Genomic DNA, 18,015 nt, shown 5'->3' with positions numbered 1-18,015 from the left:
TCGGTGGCGTATTCCCGGTTGATTGTCCCTCAACCGTCCGCCGGTTCGGTATTCCCCTCTTCGACTTCGTTCTCACCTCCTGTGTCTTGATGACACATACCAGTGCGTGAGTCATAGCCCTACTCGATGGGAAGTTTCCGAGACCCTGCCAATCTTCCCACCCCCCGCAAAGGTATTTGCGACTACTCGGACGTAGCGTACGACATGGCCAATCATCGTCACGCGCCCCCAACAAACATGGACTCGGCACTGGACACGATCCAGTTCTTCGCAGATTCAGCGAACAGCGTGCGCGTGTTCGAGGCACTCACCGCCGGGCCGACGACAAGCCGCGAACTCGCAGAACAAACCGGCGCATCACGGTCTACCGTCGCACGGATCCTCGATACCGGCGAATCACGCGGGTGGATCTCCTCCGAGGGGAGTCAGTACGAGCTAACGGAGGAAGGCGGGATTATGATCGCCGAGTTCCGCGCCTATCTGCAGACTGTCGAGGGAATCCAGCATCTCGGTAACGCTATCGAGTGGCTCCCGTCACCCGTTCGATCGCTCGATTTCCGCCACTTCCGCACCGTCGAGATCATAACGCCGAAGACGCCGGCACCATCCAGGCCATACGATCACGTGGCGGAGAAGATTCGCACTACGGACGAGGTCCGCTCACTTGTCGAGGTTACGCTGCCTCGATACGTGACGCTCATTCACGAACAGGTCAACGAGCGACAGTTGACTGCCGAACTCGTAATCGAATCGGACTGGATCGCGACCCTCCCTGCGGAGTCAGAGCAGTTGCCGCTACTGCGGTTTCGAGCGGAGCGGGAGAGCATTTGGACCTACGATGGGGAGATCCCACTTAACATGCATATCTTTGATGAGTCCGTGACGATTTGGTTGGGTGAACAACGAGACGAAGAACGCGTCGTTCGGGGATTGTTAGTCGCTGAGACACCTGCCATTATGTCGTGGGCCGAGGAGCTGTACGAAGACTATCGAGACGAGGCTGAATTGCTCGACCCGGAGGCGTTACCGACGACGTAAGTCGTCCCCCGGTGAAGACACGCTTTCTCTCCGACGCGACATTGAGGGAGTCCTGTGACTGATACGCGTTCTACATTCAGCACGGCTCTGCCACCATCGCCGATAGCTGAGAGAAGTGCCAGCGTTAGATTCGCGTGTGTACTTGGCGCGTGGGTCGTGTCCGAAATCTCCTCCACAAATCGGACGGCGCTTCATTCAAGACGACGTATCTATGTATCGCCTTCACTGTTGCCGACTGCTCCGGCAGTTACGTCGGAGTGAAGAATCTGTAGATGCCGACGAAAACGCTCGTAATCAGGAGGCCCCCTCCAGTAACGCCAAACAGGCGTGAGAGGTTGAGTCCCCCGAATGCGAGGGTACCGGGAATCAATACCCCAAGAACGACTGCGGTCAGTCCCATCCAGAACACTTCGTTGCGCTGGTAGAGGGCTGTAAGCGTTCCCGACATACCGTCACTGCAGGCGTCTCGGAGATAAGTCTTTGTTCTCCGATACACTCGCGTCTGTACTTATCGCTTGGATCGTGTCCGAGAAACTCCACAAAGTCGGACGAAATCGACGTCGCTCTCCCTTTTGAACCACCGAAACAACGACCATCGCCCTCGAACCTAGCCGGTTAGCGCGCACCCCGAACATGAATCTACAACACGAGAAGCGAGACGATATGCTGGCCTGGTTCAGTCGGACCGAGGTCGATTAGTTCCTCGAGCACTATCGAGGAACGTTCAGCCCGGAAGCTCAGCAGCGAGACCGTGGAACGGTGAACTGGGTATGACTGAGACAGAGGCCGACCGGCAGTTTCAGACGAGCAACTACCGCTATTTCACTTGGGACACAGGCGCCTCTCGAGGAGCCGACTCGGTTTCAGCCTGCTTTCGAGGAGTGCCCCGTGACGGCAGCGTGGGAGCCAGCCGCGATTGAAGTCGAGGACTGACGAGCGCGGGCCACCGAGCGATACCGAGCGGTCAACACTGCTGCATGGATTTCGTCCGATAGTCGACGCTGCCGTTATTCAGCAGTTCGAAACGGACGCCGAGACACCGCTCGTCCTCCTCGATGAAGTCCGTCGTATCGACTGCGCGGTTTTCGCCGTCCATCGTGGCGTGAACGACGTATTCCCCCTCGCCCTCGACGGGGGTTTCTTCGAGGACGGTCGCCGTTTCGGCGGTGGTGCCGAGATAAAACGTCCGGGAGAAAACCGTGTCACCATCGTCTTCGACGGCGACCGTGACGTCGTACTCCTCGTCCCGGTGGTTTCGGAGGGTGATCCACGCCAGCCTCGCCGACTGCTCGTCGGAACTGACGCAGCCCGCACTGGACACCAGGCCGGCGGCTGTGGCCGAAATGAAGCCACGGCGATGCATACCGGTCCATTCGAGGGAACTATAAAATAGCTCTCTGGCAGCACTCGACCGCGAGGGGCGACGGCACCGCGCTCGAGTCGATCACGTGGCAACTGAACCAGGGACTGAGTTACGTGACGGTCGCCCGCTGCGTCGCCGGAGACGATTCGGCGTTGTTGCGACGCTCGACGGCGACAGCGAGTCTCGAGGAACGAGGATCGGATTTGCTGTCGACCGAACGCGGATAGCTTCGAGAACGTCGGGATGATCGCGAGTGAGGCCTCGAGAAGTAGGCGAAGTCGGGGAGCGATTCGACCGAACGCCGTGGCCTCGAGCGGACGTGGCTCTCGGTGGCGGGACTGAAATCGGATTCGTCGGCGCAGTCGCAGCTCGTGGAACCGGCCCCACGTGGTGGCACCACTCTCGTTTTCGCCGTGTGCTACACGCTCGGTCGAATACCATCGCTGCTGAGGCGATGCTGGTTGTAGCCAGTGGCTCGAGGTGGGCTTGGCACCGTGATCCCACCGCGATGCTTGCGGGTCGTTTCGATTTGACTTAGACCATGCCCCTAAGGGGGTAGGGCAATTGCGCGGCGCGCAGAGCGCGTGCCGCGCTAGCGCAAAGACGGGTTGGCCGATTAGAGACGGTAGAGCGCCCCTTCCCCACTAGTAGGACGGGGCGAGACCTCGATAACCCACCTTGTTGAATCCGCTTCGGAGGGAGAGATTGAGATAATCCTAAGCGATAAGTACAGATGCGAATCTTGCACAGGGAGTTGGTCTAACTTCGCTGATCGTGAGGTATCCCTCGCGGCATGGGCGGCAGTAACCCGTTCGAGTGGGTCGCGTCGCTGTTCGAGTTTCTCGTGTAGTTATTCGGTTAAATATCGGTGCTAAAATTAACATAATAACTTACGTCCGTTTTATATCTCGTAGGTCCATAGCAGCGTGTAATGACAGTACGAAGACGGACGCTACTCGCTCTGGCTGGCTCGGCGTTTGCCGGCCTTGCGGGCTGTTCCGGTGGCTCCGACTCCGTGTCCGACGAAACACCAACTGCAACTCCTGACGGGTCATCCGGTGAAGCGTCCGAGGGGACGGCGAACGGGTTGACCGCCGCGGTAAATATCTCGGGGGCGTCGTATCTCGCGGGCGCGGCTCCGGCGGAGACGCATCCGGGCCTGTCGCGCCGTCAACGCGAGCCCGAACCGCTCGGAACGCTGCCGGAGCCGGTCACCAACGCAATCCAGGAGGCACACGAGGACGGATTCGAGACCGAGGAGCCCGACGAAGCACTGCTGGCCGCGATCGACGAGCTCCGGTCGCGTCCCTACCGTCGCGTGTCGGAGCTGGACGTTCAGATCGATGGGACCGCGTACGTCGCGGACCTGCAGCTCCCGGAGCTCGAAGTGCGACTCGGCGACGAGGAACTCGAGGAGTACAACGACGGTCGGGTTGTCGCCTACGACGACGAGTTCGAGGACGAGGAGGTCAACCGACTCGTCGGTTTGATCGGATGGGACGGATCACCGCAACGGGCCCGCTCGTCGTATGTCCGAACACTGGTTCCGGAAGAAGTAGAGGCGTTCCTGGACAGCTACGACTACGTCGAAGACGAGAACGGGGTCTCACCGATCATCGTCGAGCGGCACAACTGGGAGCCACCCTTTACTATCGAACTCCGGCCGTTCACCGACGAGGACCGCTGGGGGCAGGAGGTCCTCGACGCGGAGGCGCTCGAGGATGACCTGCGGGAGTTCCTCGAGGCCGTGATCGAGTCGGGAACGGGTGCCGATTCTCCGTCGTTCGTGACCGACAATGTCCCCGAGTCGTATTTCGAGACTGTGGCGGTCGAGAGTGACGTCCGGGAACCGCCGCTGGTCCGGAGCAATGGTACAGTCTACTACGTAAACGTATCGGAGGGGGATCACGAAACCATGCCGGTCACCGTAACTGCGGAGACAGCCGAACCCACCGAGGACGGCCTGGCACGGTTTACTCTGACGGTCGAGGTGACCGAGGAGAAGGCGGGTGCGACGGTTGCGCCGAGTGAACCTGTGGAACTGCACAGTCAGATCGGCCTGCCGACTCCGCTCTGGATCGCGGCCGACGGCGAGTACCACCTCCTCTACAGTGACCGCTACGAGGTGCCCGTTGCGAGCGATGACGACGACATTTCGTGGTCGCTGGCTGACGACGATCTGAACCGACAAGAGACGGCAGTTAGCCAGGAGATATCGGTCGAAGAGACACTCAGGACGACGTACGTCGTCCCAGCGACCGCTCCGGAAGGGTCGTACACGCTGGCTGGTACGTTCGCAGCACTCTGGCACGAAGACGCCGACGACCACAACCGCACAGACGGCATCTACCCGTTCGAGGTCGAGTTGACGCTCACGGAGATCTAGCGATCACCCGCCGAGGTCCCCGTTCTTGTTCTCGTTTCTGGCTTCCATCGAGTTCGCGGGCGCTCTGTCGACCTGTCTACCTGAGCTTCTTCGCCGATTCCTTCGCCACGCTGGCTCATTCGACTCCACCCCGTTTCCCAGGCGTCAAGCCCCTCCTGAGACGGCCCTCCAAGCATCAACCAAACCAGTCTCTTGTGCGAGATTTATCCTCTGTACTGACCGCGAGTTCCGTTCTATCTATGCTTGAACAAAACTCCGAGAAACCCAGGTTCGATACGACTCCCTTTAGTTGTACGTCGCTAGAATGCGATTCCCAAATATGCACACGGGTATACCAATACTCGTGTGTACGAGCATGCGAACCAGAATTGACGATAACTACTCGAGAAGAGTCACCAAGTAGCACCTTCACTCAAAGAGTATAACCTGTCAGTCTCGAGGTTCTAGTTCACTCACATCCAGTTCACCATCCAGGTATGCCGCTCCGTCCTCGGTGATCGCATACACGCCGTTTCCGAGGTTTTTCAGGAGGCCGTGGGGCTCGAGATAGTCCCGACACCGTCTGCCGAGATATTCCGCACCGAATTTGATTCGCTCGTCGTCTTCCATCTTCGAGGGCGGGTGGGGGCCGTCGTCTCTGAGAAATTCCAAGATCCGATCGTCAGCTCTGACCATCCAGTCCGCATCCAGTCGCATTAACCTGAATACGGCTCAAAACCGCCTATATCCCCCGATTAGATACTATCTGGTTGCTTCAAACTACTATAACAGATGTTTGAGCAAACTATTAGTGGGTAGGAGCTACTAAGTGTTAGGTGAGGCTGTGGACAGACTCGACTCTCACGGGTCCTGAAATCGCGACCCGGTGCTACAGACACCGGGGCCGCAAGCAGCCTCCGAAACTACCCCGGAAGCCATGTTCGACGACGATTCGCGGGATTGTGAAACCCCCGCTCGAGCGGACGCATCGCCACCCGACCAACGCGACCCCCAGCGGTGTACGGCAGCCCCCAGTCACGAGGACAGCCCCACCTGGATCAGGCTCACCGCCTTTCAGCGGGACCTGCTCGCGGCGGTCGCCCGCCTCGAGGGCGAGACCGACACTACCGACCAGCGCGCGATCACGCACGCCCTCGAGCGCACCTACCCCTACGTCGACCACGTCCAGCTCCAGTCGACCCTGGCCGCGCTGGTCGGCCGCGACCTGCTGGTCAGCCGGCGGGTCGACGAACGCACGAGCGAGTACACCCCCACCGACGCGGGGCGGAGCCTGCTCGTGCGGCGGACCGACGCCCTCCTCGAAGCCTGCGCGGCCACGTCCCGCGCCGCGGACGAGCCCGCGTCACGGGCGGGCGACGGTCCCTCCCGAACGGGCGAAGCCACCCCTCGAGACCCCGAGGGGGACGAATGAGCGGGACTCGAGACGGGGAGCCCAGGCGGTGCCCCGACTGCGGCGCGGTGCTTCCCGAACGCGATCCGCTGATCGGCTGGTGGCTCTGTGACGACTGCGCGCTCGCCCTCGACGACGAGGGCGCGCGGCTCACCTGAAACGGCCGCTCCCGATCGACGGTCTTTGGGGGGAGTCCACGCGGTCGCTCGGCCCCACACGACCTGCCCGCGACGCGATCGGCAGCCACCGCCCGCGGGCCGAGTTCGGATCGGTGCCCCCTCGCTCGAGGGAAGGGAGTCGCGATGAGCAGGGGGCTACGGGGGAGGGAATCTCGGAGAAGGGAGAACTCGAGGCGCGTCGACCTACGGGCTTTCGCTCCCCACCGGAAGTGGCGACTCGAGGCTCACGACCGCCGAGATCGCGGCGTTCGCGGCCGCCGATCCCGACGACGGGGGAGACCCCCTCGGGAACGCGCTCGCGGAGTCAGCCGTGGCTGTCGCCCGCGAGAGATGGCACACCGTCGAAAACCCGCACGGAGCGACCGCCTGGATCGATCAGTCCGAGGCACGCTTCGACAGTCGGTCGTCGGGGGTAGTTACTGGTTCGAAATCGGTCGACCCACACTGGCAGCCTTGCGGTCGGCCGATCGGGAGAATCGTCCCGTCGGCGGTCTCCTTCGCCGCGAAGACGGACTCACACGCCGTACACGCGGCCATTACCGTTTCATCACCGTCTCCTTCGCTCACGCCGCTCTGTAGCCTCCTCGAGACGATAAAGAACGCGTGAGTCCCTCGAGACCGTCCGCGGATCTGTCGCGTCGCCGCTGCCCGTGTCGTCTCGCGACCCGAGAACGCGACGCGAAACGACGTAGGATGGGGACCGACTCGGTACCGCCGACGAGTGGGATCGCGAGACGCCCCGCGACGCCGCTCCGGGTGACGAGCCCGTCAGGGTCCGGTGTGACCGTCGGGAAGCGTGTTGACCGGATAGAAGACGAACTTCTCGTCTTCCCAGTCGATTTCGGCCGCGATGACGTCCGATTCGAAGAGGCGAAACAGGAAATAGGGGCTCTCTATCGAGAGCTCCGAACTGTTGTCGTCGTCGCCGTTCATGGACTCCCTCGGAGATGTCAACGTATATGACTGCTGGGACACGAGGTAGCAGGTTGCACTCGTGCCCTGACGGCGACGGCTGAACGCGGCGGAGGCCATGCCACCGATGTGACCCCCGAATCTGACTCGGCTCGACTGTCGCGGGTGGCGACCGATGGCGGGAGACCACACGCGAGTCGCGCGCGGTAGCACCGACGAGCCAGGGTCTCGAGAAGGAATCGACGTCCGTGAGACGACTTCGAGGTCGCGTCTCGGGGAGTCACGTCGGCCGAGGATGCCGTCAGAAACCGCCCGTTACGGATTCACTCCGGGTGAGAGGAATTGGGCACAGTTGGGACACCAGACGGTGTTGTCGGCTCGGCGCTTCTGTTTGCTCCCGCAGTCGGAACAGCGCTCGGCCGAATAGCGAACCATACCACCCATCACGAGAGCGCGATTATATCTCTTCCGCATCGGCTATTTAAAAGGGTGGCGAGGATGAAAGTCCCGTTCCGGTGACGATCACGACGAGCGAGAGCCACCGATCGGCCCCGGACGAGGTTCTCGACCACGTCGCCAGTCGAGGGAGAGTCTCGAGGAGCGAAACGACGCGAGCGGTGGCCATTCCTCGAGGTCGTCGGTGGATTTGGGACGGCTCCTCGAGGCGGCTCGCGACGGCGGTACTCCGTCGAAATGGCCGCAAACGGGACGGCGTGAATCGACGGTCTGGCTAGCAACAGAGCGTCTCCGTCCGCTTCGGGGTCGAATCGGCGCTGGTCGGTCGGGAATCGATCGTCGTCTGACAGTCGGGGCACTCGTACTCGAGTCGGTCGTCGTGGACGCGGACGAGCCAGTCGCCGCCGATGGGACTCTCGTGACCGCACTCGAAGCAGTGAAGCATCGCCTTCCGCGACGAGACCCCCTCGAGTGGGGAACGAATATCGTTCATTGACAGGGCTAGGGACCGACCCCGAATAACGTTGTTGACGGCCGCAAGAAGCCCCATTCGCCCCATACCGGTCGTCCGCCGGCAGTGGAGAACGCACTCCCGCGAGACCGTGAGCCGGGGCCGCCTGGGGGAGAGCCGAGCGGACGACGGACCCTCGAGACACCACGACGACCCGACGAACCGAGCGAGGTCGTCGCTCGAACGTGGACCGCGGCGGACGGGGTTCCCAGTTCGTGTTATTAAACTAAAATTTTAACTGTAATTGAATTGAACTTCGATCGTGTGCGTCGGGCGGATCGCCGTGCGGGCCACAGCAGTCCGCTGGCACACCGCCACGGTAGCACCGTTCCGTCGAACGCAGCTCAAATTTCCATATCACCGATGACCGAACACACCACTAGCGACACCGCATACCACCGTCGGCTCGACGATCGACTGACCACTATCGCGACGACCTCCGGAGCGACCGTCAGGAGCGTCCTGCGCGCTGCCCGTGGTGCATTTCCGACAGTCGCCTACGAGCGGTTACGACACCTGGGTCTCGCCGACGACCTCCCCGAGGGCGACCCCGCATCGGTCGACGCCGCCGAAGCCGTCCGGACGCCCGAACTCCACCCGCTCGATTTCGAGTGGTACTTCACCGACGATTCCGTGGCCGAGATCGCGGCCGCGCTTCGCGATGCGGGCAACTCCGTCCTCTGTCTCGGCGCGCCGACGGTCGCCGCCCACCTCGCCCGACGTGGTGTTCCCGTGACGCTCGTCGATCGCAACGACCTCTTCGAAACGCGGTTCGAAACCGATCTCGACTCCCTGCGCTTTTGCCAGGCCGACATCCACGAACCGTTACCCCTCGAGTCGACGTTTCCGGTCGTCTTCTTCGATCCGCCCTGGTACCCGGAGCACACGGAAGCGTGGCTCTATCGCGCCTGCCAACACGTCCGCCCCGGCGCGCGGCTTTACTTCGTGTTGTTCCCGCCGCTCGTCCGCCCTGCAGCGCTCGCCCAGCGAACCGACCTGCTCGAGACGGCCCGACGGGTCGGTCGCGTCTCGGTCGACGACGACGCGATCGGCTACCACACGCCGGCGTTCGAACGGCGAGTGCTACAGGACAGCGACGCCCCCGTCGTGGCCAACTGGCGGCACGCGGATCTCGCCAGCGTCGACGTGAGCGAGCCGGGCGCGCTGGCCGAGCCACCGACGGTTTCGGGGGGGTCGGAGTGGGACACCTTCGTGACGGACGGCCAGGTGGTAAAGCTCCGACGGACGGTCACGGGCGGGACGACGGACGTCCTCGCCCCGATCGACGGCTGTGACGGCTACGTCCTGCCCAGCGTCAGCCGACGGGACGCACGCCGGCAGAACGTCGACCTCTGGACCTCTCGCAACCGCGTCGCGACGGTCGGCGATCGTGCCGTCGTCGCCGAGGGACTTCGCTTGCTCGAGACCGGGACCGACCGCTCGGCGCTTTCGGCCGCCGAGTTCTCGACGGCGGTCCCCGCCAGCAGGAAAGAGACGCTCGTGACGGAGTTAGACGCCATCCTCGAGTAGCCACTCGTCGCTTTTCGTCGAGACGAGAGGTGCCAGTGGACGCGCTACTCGCACCGCTGTCGTTCGAGTCGATGTGCAGCGACGTTCAGACGCATCAGTGGCGACGAGAGCCGTCCCGGCCGTCGGACACCTGCTCGAGAACCAGCCCCTCGAGTCGGGCGATGCGCTCGTCGGTACTGGGATGGGTTCGGAACAGGTCCCACGATCCGGCCGGGGTCTCCCGCGGGAGGATGTCGAGCGCGCTGGCCGACTTCGCCCAGGTGCGTTTGTCCTCGCCGGGCCGTTCACGACCGTCGTCGAGCGTCTCGAGGGCGCTGGCGAGGTCGCTCGGGGAGCCGGTCAGTTCCGCGCCAGCCCTGTCGGCGGCGAACTCCCGGCCACGCGAGAGGACGGCGATACCGAACTGACAGCACAGTTGCTGGACGGTCGTGGTGGCCGTCAGCAGTGCCCAGAGAACGAAGTAGGCGACGTAGGCCAGGGGTTGGCTGAGCAGCAGCCGTCGCGTCGGTGGCTCGTCCGATCCGATGTGTTCGGCGACGAGCAGCGGCGTGAGCACGAGATCCATGATCCGACTGTCGCCGTTGACGAGGTGGCTGAGTTCGTGGGCGATCACGGCCTCGAGTTCGGCCGCCGAGAGCCGATTGACCAGCCCGGTCGTGACGATGATCGTCCCGTCGAGACGGCCGCCGACGGCGTAGGACTCGGGACGCCGGCGGTCGGCGACGTAGACGTCCGGTTCCGGGATGGCCGTCTGCTGGGCGAGCCGACGGGTCATCGCGGCGACGTCGGGATCGGTCTCGGACGCGGGGGCACCGGATTCCCCCAGTTCCGCCCGGAACTGCCGGATTTCCTCCCGGACGGGCCAGTAGTACAGGACCGGCAACGAGACCGTGCCGGTCGCGACGACGATGGGAAGCGGGTTCGCGAGCACGGCCGAGAGCAGTCCGTAGGCGTCCCCGGAAACTGGCAACAGGAGGATCCCGAGGACGAACGTTGCCACGAGGAGACCGAGCCAGGACAGGAACCCGCCGACGAGAATCGCCGTGCCGGCGATGAGTATCGAAACGACCGTCAGCACGGTCAATGCGACGAGCATCCGCCAGAGCAGGGATAACTGCATTCGAACAGTGCCGTTCATTTAAATCCCGCCTCGGCACGGGAGTATCCATCGGATCGGTAATCAGTGTTGCGGGTCGGGGGTCACTGTCAGGAGTACTGACGGCTCACGGTGGCAGGACTCGAGTGCGAGCGAGCCGTGCTCGAGCGAGCGTCGAGTCGGTTCTGGAGACGAATCGACGCCTTGGCGTCTTGATCGACGACTCGTCGGTCGAGCAGCTACTGCGGGAGCGGACACAGAATCCCGTGCTTGTAAAACGACCGACGCGCTGAAATATATCGAGTGCATTACAACTAGGTATGAGCCGGACACGATCCGCGGACGGTGCAGCCGTGTTAGTCGAGCGAACGGCCGGACTGACCGCAGCGCTGGGCGCGTTCGTCATGGTTTCCTCGGCCGTCTTCACGATCACCGATACGATGGGGATCCACAACGTCCTCGTCGGTGCGGTCGTCGCCTTCATCGCGTCCGTGCAGGCGTATCGGGTCAGTACGACGCACAGCCCGAACGTGGTCCTCGCGGCACTGCTCGCAGTGCTTGGCGTCTGGATCGCGGTCGCGCCGATCGTCCTCTTCGACGTGAGCCGCGAGCTGGTACTGGGCGTCAACGGCGTCTCCGGTGCGCTCATCGCGATCCTCTCGCTGGCCGGGGTCTACGGGACCCTCCGAACGTCGAAGCCGACAGCGGCGACCGCCTGACACCGGTCTCCGTCGGTTCGTCCGCCCTCTAGACCAGGAAGAAGGCGGCGATCGCCACGAGGATGAACGCGGCTTTCAGACAGACGTTGACGACGATCACTTTCGTTCCGAACGCCGCTCCCCAGATCCCGAACTGGAAGGGGATCGACCGCTTGACCGTCCCGATCGTCAGCGAGACGAGGCTGCCCACGAGCAGCGTGATCACCGCTTCCGACGGCGTCAACACGTCACCGATCAGGGGGGCGACGGTGATCGCGCCGGTCGTCGGATCGACCAGGGAGACGAGGATGACAGGCACCGCTGCTCCCGGCAACCCGAGCAGGCCGGCGATCGGCTCGAGGAGGGCACCCGGATCGTCGATCCCGACCGACGCGAACGCCGCGAGGATCCGATCGGCGTACTCGAGCGCGAGGAAGACGAGCGAGTAGACCACTGCCAGTCGCGGGACGATCGAACGCAGGCGCTCGAAGGTGCTCTCGGCGGCCTCGCGGAGTTTGTCGCGGTTCGTTCGTGGCTCCTCGTCGGGCAACTCCGGCTCGAGGGCGCCGCTGTCGTACTCGTAGCCCCGCAACAGGAGGGCACCGGCCAGCAGGCCGACGAGGGTGATGGCCAGCGAGATGCCGGCCCGCGCGCCGACGTACATGAGGCCGACCTGCAGGCCCAAAATCGGGACGAGAACGGGCCCGTAGTAGGTGAAGATGTGCTGAACGAAGCCGAAGAACGTGTTGATGACGACGGCGATCAGGGTGGCGCGATCGTCGAGAAGGCCGGCCTCGCGAAACTCCGCGAGCATGCCGTATCCCGCCGTCACCGAGACCGCGTTCGTGAGAACGGCGGTTCCGACTTCCGACGGGAGGTTCGCCGGCTCCGTCACGTACCGTCCGACGCGCGCGACGACCGTGACGAGCCCGTACTCGACGGCGAGGTTTGCCAGCCCGACGCCCGCACCGATCAGGACCGCGATCGTTAGCACGCGCGGGAGCGCTTCCTCGAGGAGCACGGACAGGACTGACTGCACGACGAGCCGTTTGCAGTCCCGCGAAAAATGGGTATCGAATCCGGAGACCGCCTCGGGCCGATTCATATCAACGCGCGATCGTTTCGGGTGGCTTTTCCCGCTCCCGGTCGTCCGGAGGGGTATGAGCGAGAGCGACGTTCACGTGGCTGCACTCTGTGGCAGTCTCCGCGAGGGAAGTTACACCCGGACCGCACTCGAGTCCGTCCTCTCGGCCGCCGAGGACGCCGGCGCGACGACCGAACTGCTGGATCTCCGCGAGTACGAACTCCCGACGTTCGACGCGGATCGCGACCGCGAGGCGGCGGGCGACGCCGAGGTGCTGGCCGAGCGCGTCCGCGACGCCGACACCATCGTGCTCGGCTCGCCGATGTACCACGGATCGTACGCCTCACCGCTGAAGACTGCGATAGACTACTGTGGCTTCGACGAGTTCGAAGACAAGACGGTCGGGTTACTGGCGGTCTCGGGCGGGGCCTTCCCCGTGACGGCCCTCGAGCACATGCGGTCGGTCTGTCGGGCGCTGAACGCGTGGGTGATCCCCCACGAGGCGGCGATTCCGAACGCGAGCGCGGCCGTCGAGGACGGCGAGTTCGTCGATCCGAAACTCGAGGAGCGGGTCCAAACGCTGGGGCGGCGAGCGGTCCAGTACGCCGCGATCGAGCCGGATCCGGACTCCTTCGAGAGCGATCAAAACGTGGGCGCAACGGGGAAGTGATCGGGACGGGCGAGACGGTCAGTGGTCGAGGAACCGCCGGAGCCGGTGGTAGTGTGCGAGGAACGCGAAGAGACCGAAGACGACCACCCCGATCTGCAGGGGTTCGATCAGAACGACGACGGTCGTAACCCCGACCGAGAGCGGCGGTGAGGAGAGCCCCCAGTCGAAAAACCAGGCGGTTGCGAGTAGCGTCGAGCCGCCGGCGGCCAGCAACAGCCCCGAAACGATCGGCGTCTCGGCGATGCCGGGCCCCGACGAGCGGCTGAAAACGCGGTGCTCGAGCGCGAACTGCACGCTGAGGATGCCGGCGAGGAGACCGGCAGCGAGTGTAACGCCGGCCACGCCTCCGACCAGTTCGGCGACCAAGAGCCAGACGATCCAGCCGGTCGTAAACAGGAGTGCCACGGCGAGTCGGCGTGGCTGCAACACGTCACCGGGTTGGGTAACGGTGACGCCGAAGATCCCTGCTCTGGAGAGCGCGCCACAAAAGAGGAGTCCGAGTCCCGCGAGTGCAGTCGACGTCGTCCGCGAGCCGACGACGAGAGCGAACCAGCAGCCGACTGCGATCGTTTCGATGACCGCGGTCGAGAGCGCGGCAGCGGTGCCCATGACGCGTCGCCGCGTCGTTCGACCGAGGGCCCGTGGCTGGCGGATAACGCTCATATCATGACCCCATTCTGGGGAGTCCCTTTCGTTATGGGAGCCTTTCGTCGGCTGGCTCGGAGCACGCCGGCCGTCTGCGATCGGCCAGGGTACTACCACGTTACCGGTGTGATCGATGGCCGGAGCGACGAATCCCGTCGGAACCGAAACCGAGAGTACGATCTCCGTCTCGCGGAGCGCAACTGGCCCTCGGCGGACGTCGATCGGACGGGAGAGGGACGGTATTTCGGGGGAAGGACAGTGAGGTGCCGTCTCGAGTCCGGTCTCGCCCGTTCGTAATCGACTCGTTCGATCGGTGTCGGCTCGTGGGACCGTCCGTAATGACTGATTATACTGTCGGACCGGTTGAATGATCACTTCGTCGGGAACGACGAGTGTAGCCCACTGTGGAAACGGTGGACAGAACTATGTACGGTGGTGTGGTTGTAGCGGATTATGCCGGAGATGGAACAACAAGACGAAACGCTGTCCGAACTCATCGTCAAAGAAGCGATCAGTAAAGGAATGGATTCCCCGATGCGCGAATCGATCCTCGAGGCGGTCGAGGAATCGGAGGGGGGAGGATCCGGTGGCCGGCTTCCGCTCGCAGGGGTGCTGTTCGGTCTCGGCGCGGCCGTCGGGTTCCTGGCGGGCCGACAGTCGCCCGAACTCGAGGAGTCGACCCTCGAGGAGCCGGACCTCATCGAGGACGTGATGGAGACGGCCGAGGAGGGCGGTGAGGAGATGGCCGAGACCATCGACACCGAGGAGAGCGACTCGGGTTCGCGGCGACTACCGCGGCTCCTCCTCGTACTGGGCGCGGTCGCGGGGGCGGTGGTTCTCCGCCGTCGTCTCTCCTCCGACGCCGAAGAGGAGTGGGAACCGATCGAGGAGTTCGAACCGGCGACGGGCGGCGAAACCGAAGAGGAGGAGACGGACGAAACAGCGGCGGCGGACGAGACGGACGAGGAGATCGACGAGGAGTAAGCGGACGGCGGCGGAGTGGTCTCGCGTCCCCGATCGGTTCCGTGACCCGTTTTTCCCGGCCGTTTCCGTCCACTCGAGTCCTTCGAGGGCCTGAGACGGCCGTATGACAGGAACGGAACGCGACCCGAGAAGCGAGCGAACCACAATAGGCTAAGGGGGTGACGCCGACAGGGTAACGTAATGGAGACGACCCACCGCGTTTTCGTCGGTGACTCCCGTGACCTGTCGCAGGTGACCGACGACTCCGTCGAGCTCGTCGTCACGTCCCCGCCGTATCCGATGATCGAGATGTGGGACGATCTCTTCACGGAGCTCGATCCGGCGGTCGGCGAGGCGCTGGCGGCCGGCGACGGACGCGAGGCGTTCGAGGCGATGCACGCCCAGCTCGACCGCGTCTGGGACGAACTCGAGCGGGTGCTGGTCGACGGGGGGATCGCGTGTATCAACGTGGGCGATGCGACCCGGTCGGTCGACGGGAGCTTCCGGGTCTATCCGAACCACGCCCGCGTGCTCGAGGCCTTCGAGCGGCGCGGTTTCGACCCGCTCCCGGATATCCTCTGGCGAAAGCCGGCCAACAGCGCGGCCAAGTTCATGGGCAGCGGGATGATCCCGCCTAACGCCTACGTCACCCTGGAACACGAGTACATCCTGGTGTTTCGGAAGGGCGGAGAGAGCCGCTCGTTCGAACCGGGAGCCGACCGGCGCTACGAGGCCGCCTACTTCTGGGAGGAGCGCAACCGCTGGTTTACCGACGTCTGGACCGACGTCAGGGGCGATCTACAGGCGATCGACGCGACGGACGACGACCTCCGGGAGCGGTCCGCCGCGTATCCCCTCGAGATCCCCTACCGCCTGCTGTGCATGTATTCGGCCTACGGCGACACCGTCCTCGATCCGTTCTGGGGGACCGGGACGACCACGCTCGCGGCGATGTGTGCGGGTCGGGATTCGGTCGGCTACGAACTCGAGGACGCCTTTCTCGAGGTGTTCGATGAGGGCGTCGAGGCGGTGCCGGCACTGTCGCGATCGATCGGCCGGGCGCGTCTCGAGCGCCACCGCGAGTTCGTCGACCGCCGCCGCGAGGATGGCAAGGGATTCGAGTACGACGCGGACTACTACGAGACGCCGGTCGTCACGAAGATGGAGCGCGAGATTCGGCTGCGCGAAGTGAGTGCGGTCCACGAGGCCGACGACGGCTATCGGCTCGAGCACGCGCCCCTCGTCCTCGAGTAAGTCCGTACGAGGGCGCGAGGGTGGAGACGGTCGCCCATCCCGGCGTTCCATAACCGACGCCGTGGGTGTCCGGGTCGTCCCGACGATCGACGTGTGGCGGGGCTACTATTTTGAGTGTTGGCGTTTCGCTATGGGTATGGACGACTCCGTGGACCTGGATCGGTTCGATTCGCGGCGCTCGACCGTCTACGCCGCTCGCGGGATGGTCGCGACGAGCCAACCGCTCGCGGCGCAGGCCGGCGTCTCGATCCTCAGGGACGGTGGTAACGCCTTCGACGCCGCGGTCGCGACCGCAGCCGCGTTGAACGTCGTCGAGCCCACCTCGACGGGGCTGGGGGGCGATGTCTTCGCACTCTATCGGACCGCCGACGGCGAGGTCGGTGCGATGCGTTCCTGTGGCGGTGCCCCGGCCGACGCGACGATCGACGCCGTCAGGAGCGCTCTCGAGGCCGACGACGATCCCGAGCGCTATTACCCCGCGTCCCGTGGCTACGCCGTCGACGGCGACGCGAGCGGGGACGACCTCGGGATGCCCTTCCTCGGGCCCCACGCGGTGACGGTCCCCGGTACCGCTCGGGGATGGGAGGCGACGGTCGAGCGACTGGGGCGGAAATCGCTGGCGACGGTTCTCGAGCCCGCGATCGAATACGCGACCGAGGGGTATCCCGTCTCGCCGGTGATCGCCCACCACTGGTCGAGCGCCGAGGAGCTGTTCGTGGACGATCACGCCCGCGAGGCGTACCTCTTCGACGGCGAGAGCCCGGAACCGGGGCAGACGGTTCGACTGCCGAACCTCGGCGAATCGTTACAAACAATCGCCGACAGCGGGGCCGACGTCGTCTACGAGGGAGCGATCGCCGACGAGATCGTCGCGGAGATTCGGGCGGCCGGCGGCTTCATGGCGAAAGACGATCTCGCGGCGTTCGAACCCGAGTTCGTCGACCCCGTGAGTACGAGCTACAACGGCGCGACGGTCTACGAACTCCCGCCGAACAACCAGGGACTGATCGCCCTCGAGGCGCTGAACATCGCCGAGGCGATCGGCGCGGGGGAACACGACTACGACTCGCCGGACCGGGTCCACGCCTTCGCCGAAGCGACGAAACTCGCGTTCGTCGATGGCCACCGCTACGTCGCGGACCCGACCTTCGAGTCGGTCCCGCCCCTCGCCTCGAAAGCCTACGCTCGAGAGCGGGCGCGGGCGATCGGGCCGGAGCCAATACGGGATCCCGCGATCGGGGTGCCGAACGCGGCCGCCGAGGATTCGGACACCGTGCTCTTGACCGTCGGCGACGACGAGGGCAACCTCGTCTCGTACATCAACTCCCGCTTTGCCGGCTTCGGGAGCGGCCTGGTCGCCGGCGACACCGGCATCGCGCTCCAGAACCGCGGGGCGTCGTTCTCGCTCGACCCAGACCATCCAAACAGCCTCGAGCCGGGAAAACGCCCGTTTCACACGCTCGTCCCCGCGATCGCGAAGCTGGGCGACGACGACTGGATGGCGTTTGGCGTCATGGGCGGCTACATGCAGCCCCAGGGTCACGTCCAGGTGCTCTCGAACGTCGTCGACTACGGGCTGTCGCCACAGGCCGCACTCGACGCACCGCGCTGGCGATACCGCGAGGAAGGAACGCTCGGCGTCGAAGAACGACTGCCGAACACGGCCGAACTCGCACGGACGGGACACGACGTTCGGGTCCTTCCCCCGGTCATGTTCGGCGGCGCACAGCTCGTTCGGCGACGGGGAGCGACCCTCGCCGGGGCGACCGAGCCGCGCAAGGACGGGCTCGTGATCGGCTATTAGTATCGGATTGGACCCGTTCCCTGAAGCGGAGATCGA

General features: G+C 64.3%; 19 protein-coding genes. 10 read left to right on the top strand and 9 right to left on the bottom strand.

What is annotated here, in order from left to right:
• Positions 1–204 precede the first annotated feature (204 nt).
• Complete coding sequence (locus CP557_RS06935) at positions 205–1,038, top strand: helix-turn-helix transcriptional regulator (RefSeq protein WP_245852921.1); 834 nt, start codon at positions 205–207, stop codon at positions 1,036–1,038.
• Between the two features lie 247 nt (positions 1,039–1,285).
• Here the strand turns inward: CP557_RS06935 and CP557_RS06930 are convergent, their stop codons facing one another.
• Both CP557_RS06930 and CP557_RS06925 read right to left on the bottom strand, forming a co-directional pair.
• Positions 1,286–1,486 carry a hypothetical protein gene (locus CP557_RS06930; protein ID WP_097379243.1) on the bottom strand — a complete coding sequence of 67 codons (201 nt, stop codon included), beginning with the start codon at positions 1,484–1,486 and terminating at the stop codon, positions 1,286–1,288.
• A 516-nt stretch (positions 1,487–2,002) separates the two neighbouring features.
• Positions 2,003–2,401: a hypothetical protein gene (locus CP557_RS06925; RefSeq protein WP_097379242.1), complete on the bottom strand. Its 399-nt coding sequence runs from the start codon at positions 2,399–2,401 to the stop codon at positions 2,003–2,005.
• A gap of 931 nt (positions 2,402–3,332) precedes the next feature.
• Here CP557_RS06925 and CP557_RS06920 point away from each other — a divergent pair.
• Positions 3,333–4,787, top strand: a complete 1,455-nt coding sequence (locus tag CP557_RS06920) for a hypothetical protein (RefSeq protein WP_143825038.1) — start codon at positions 3,333–3,335, stop codon at positions 4,785–4,787.
• A 429-nt stretch (positions 4,788–5,216) separates the two neighbouring features.
• Here CP557_RS06920 and CP557_RS06915 read toward each other — a convergent pair whose 3' ends face one another.
• Entirely contained in the window at positions 5,217–5,483 is a 267-nt protein-coding gene (locus CP557_RS06915; RefSeq protein WP_097379240.1) for a winged helix-turn-helix domain-containing protein, read from the bottom strand.
• Positions 5,484–5,703: 220 nt separating this feature from the next.
• Here CP557_RS06915 and CP557_RS22790 point away from each other — a divergent pair, with 220 nt between their 5' ends.
• Positions 5,704–6,198, top strand: coding sequence for a PadR family transcriptional regulator (locus CP557_RS22790; RefSeq protein ID WP_211290181.1), 495 nt, complete (start codon positions 5,704–5,706; stop codon positions 6,196–6,198).
• A complete protein-coding gene (locus CP557_RS22470; protein WP_169924348.1) occupies positions 6,195–6,335 on the top strand; it encodes a hypothetical protein in 141 nt (46 codons plus the stop codon). Before CP557_RS22790 ends, CP557_RS22470 begins: the two co-directional genes overlap by 4 nt.
• Before the next feature lie 396 nt (positions 6,336–6,731).
• Here CP557_RS22470 and CP557_RS06905 read toward each other — a convergent pair whose 3' ends face one another.
• The 3 genes from CP557_RS06905 to CP557_RS06900 all read right to left on the bottom strand — a co-directional run bounded on the left by CP557_RS06905 (position 6,732) and on the right by CP557_RS06900 (position 8,217).
• Positions 6,732–6,923: a hypothetical protein gene (locus CP557_RS06905; protein ID WP_097379239.1), complete on the bottom strand. Its 192-nt coding sequence runs from the start codon at positions 6,921–6,923 to the stop codon at positions 6,732–6,734.
• A gap of 201 nt (positions 6,924–7,124) precedes the next feature.
• On the bottom strand, positions 7,125–7,289 hold the full coding sequence (locus tag CP557_RS22465) for a hypothetical protein (protein WP_169924347.1): 165 nt from the start codon (positions 7,287–7,289) through the stop codon (positions 7,125–7,127).
• A 709-nt stretch (positions 7,290–7,998) separates the two neighbouring features.
• Positions 7,999–8,217 carry a hypothetical protein gene (locus CP557_RS06900; RefSeq protein ID WP_097379238.1) on the bottom strand — a complete coding sequence of 73 codons (219 nt, stop codon included), beginning with the start codon at positions 8,215–8,217 and terminating at the stop codon, positions 7,999–8,001.
• Positions 8,218–8,598: 381 nt separating this feature from the next.
• On the opposite strand from CP557_RS06900, the gene CP557_RS06895 reads away from it, so the two are divergent.
• Entirely contained in the window at positions 8,599–9,765 is a 1,167-nt protein-coding gene (locus tag CP557_RS06895) for a hypothetical protein (RefSeq protein ID WP_097379237.1), read from the top strand.
• A gap of 94 nt (positions 9,766–9,859) precedes the next feature.
• On the opposite strand, the gene CP557_RS06890 is transcribed toward CP557_RS06895, so the two are convergent.
• A complete protein-coding gene (locus CP557_RS06890; protein ID WP_097379236.1) occupies positions 9,860–10,903 on the bottom strand; it encodes a M48 family metallopeptidase in 1,044 nt (347 codons plus the stop codon).
• Positions 10,904–11,181: 278 nt separating this feature from the next.
• Here CP557_RS06890 and CP557_RS06885 point away from each other — a divergent pair, with 278 nt between their 5' ends.
• Complete coding sequence (locus CP557_RS06885; RefSeq protein ID WP_097379235.1) at positions 11,182–11,580, top strand: SPW repeat domain-containing protein; 399 nt, start codon at positions 11,182–11,184, stop codon at positions 11,578–11,580.
• A gap of 28 nt (positions 11,581–11,608) precedes the next feature.
• Here the strand turns inward: CP557_RS06885 and CP557_RS06880 are convergent, their stop codons facing one another.
• Complete coding sequence (locus tag CP557_RS06880) at positions 11,609–12,598, bottom strand: nucleoside recognition protein (RefSeq protein WP_097381557.1); 990 nt, start codon at positions 12,596–12,598, stop codon at positions 11,609–11,611.
• A gap of 121 nt (positions 12,599–12,719) precedes the next feature.
• Here CP557_RS06880 and CP557_RS06875 point away from each other — a divergent pair, with 121 nt between their 5' ends.
• A complete protein-coding gene (locus CP557_RS06875) occupies positions 12,720–13,313 on the top strand; it encodes an NADPH-dependent FMN reductase (RefSeq protein WP_097379234.1) in 594 nt (197 codons plus the stop codon).
• An 18-nt stretch (positions 13,314–13,331) separates the two neighbouring features.
• On the opposite strand, the gene CP557_RS06870 is transcribed toward CP557_RS06875, so the two are convergent.
• Positions 13,332–13,976, bottom strand: coding sequence for a hypothetical protein (locus tag CP557_RS06870; protein ID WP_097379233.1), 645 nt, complete (start codon positions 13,974–13,976; stop codon positions 13,332–13,334).
• Between the two features lie 435 nt (positions 13,977–14,411).
• Between CP557_RS06870 and CP557_RS06865 the strand changes: the two genes are divergently transcribed.
• The 3 genes from CP557_RS06865 (at position 14,412) to CP557_RS06855 (ending at position 17,979) form a co-directional block, all read left to right on the top strand.
• Complete coding sequence (locus CP557_RS06865; protein WP_097379232.1) at positions 14,412–14,942, top strand: hypothetical protein; 531 nt, start codon at positions 14,412–14,414, stop codon at positions 14,940–14,942.
• Between the two features lie 180 nt (positions 14,943–15,122).
• Entirely contained in the window at positions 15,123–16,175 is a 1,053-nt protein-coding gene (locus CP557_RS06860) for a DNA-methyltransferase (protein ID WP_097379231.1), read from the top strand.
• A gap of 136 nt (positions 16,176–16,311) precedes the next feature.
• Positions 16,312–17,979, top strand: a complete 1,668-nt coding sequence (locus CP557_RS06855) for a gamma-glutamyltransferase family protein (RefSeq protein ID WP_097379230.1) — start codon at positions 16,312–16,314, stop codon at positions 17,977–17,979.
• Positions 17,980–18,015: the final 36 nt, after the last annotated feature.

Source organism: Natrinema ejinorense, assembly GCF_002494345.1.
GTDB lineage: Archaea > Halobacteriota > Halobacteria > Halobacteriales > Natrialbaceae > Natrinema > Natrinema longum.
The sequence above is the reverse complement of the archived record's forward strand: the minus strand, read 5'-3'. Positions and strand labels throughout refer to the sequence as shown.

Bases quoted from the DNA above. Each gene is read 5' to 3' on its own strand.
- CP557_RS06915 (WP_097379240.1), bottom strand. From the start codon at position 5,483: ATGCGACTGGATGCGGACTGGATGGTCAGAGCTGACGATCGGATCTTG.
- CP557_RS06865 (WP_097379232.1), top strand. From the start codon at position 14,412: ATGCCGGAGATGGAACAACAAGACGAAACGCTGTCCGAACTCATCGTC.
- CP557_RS06890 (WP_097379236.1), bottom strand. From the start codon at position 10,903: ATGAACGGCACTGTTCGAATGCAGTTATCCCTGCTCTGGCGGATGCTC.
- CP557_RS06930 (WP_097379243.1), bottom strand. From the start codon at position 1,486: ATGTCGGGAACGCTTACAGCCCTCTACCAGCGCAACGAAGTGTTCTGG.
- CP557_RS22790 (WP_211290181.1), top strand. From the start codon at position 5,704: ATGTTCGACGACGATTCGCGGGATTGTGAAACCCCCGCTCGAGCGGAC.
- CP557_RS06900 (WP_097379238.1), bottom strand. From the start codon at position 8,217: ATGAACGATATTCGTTCCCCACTCGAGGGGGTCTCGTCGCGGAAGGCG.
- CP557_RS06855 (WP_097379230.1), top strand. From the start codon at position 16,312: ATGGACGACTCCGTGGACCTGGATCGGTTCGATTCGCGGCGCTCGACC.
- CP557_RS06885 (WP_097379235.1), top strand. From the start codon at position 11,182: ATGAGCCGGACACGATCCGCGGACGGTGCAGCCGTGTTAGTCGAGCGA.
- CP557_RS06875 (WP_097379234.1), top strand. From the start codon at position 12,720: ATGAGCGAGAGCGACGTTCACGTGGCTGCACTCTGTGGCAGTCTCCGC.
- CP557_RS22465 (WP_169924347.1), bottom strand. From the start codon at position 7,289: ATGAACGGCGACGACGACAACAGTTCGGAGCTCTCGATAGAGAGCCCC.
- CP557_RS06920 (WP_143825038.1), top strand. From the start codon at position 3,333: ATGACAGTACGAAGACGGACGCTACTCGCTCTGGCTGGCTCGGCGTTT.
- CP557_RS06935 (WP_245852921.1), top strand. From the start codon at position 205: ATGGCCAATCATCGTCACGCGCCCCCAACAAACATGGACTCGGCACTG.
- CP557_RS06860 (WP_097379231.1), top strand. From the start codon at position 15,123: ATGGAGACGACCCACCGCGTTTTCGTCGGTGACTCCCGTGACCTGTCG.
- CP557_RS06925 (WP_097379242.1), bottom strand. From the start codon at position 2,401: ATGCATCGCCGTGGCTTCATTTCGGCCACAGCCGCCGGCCTGGTGTCC.
- CP557_RS06895 (WP_097379237.1), top strand. From the start codon at position 8,599: ATGACCGAACACACCACTAGCGACACCGCATACCACCGTCGGCTCGAC.
- CP557_RS22470 (WP_169924348.1), top strand. From the start codon at position 6,195: ATGAGCGGGACTCGAGACGGGGAGCCCAGGCGGTGCCCCGACTGCGGC.
- CP557_RS06870 (WP_097379233.1), bottom strand. From the start codon at position 13,976: ATGAGCGTTATCCGCCAGCCACGGGCCCTCGGTCGAACGACGCGGCGA.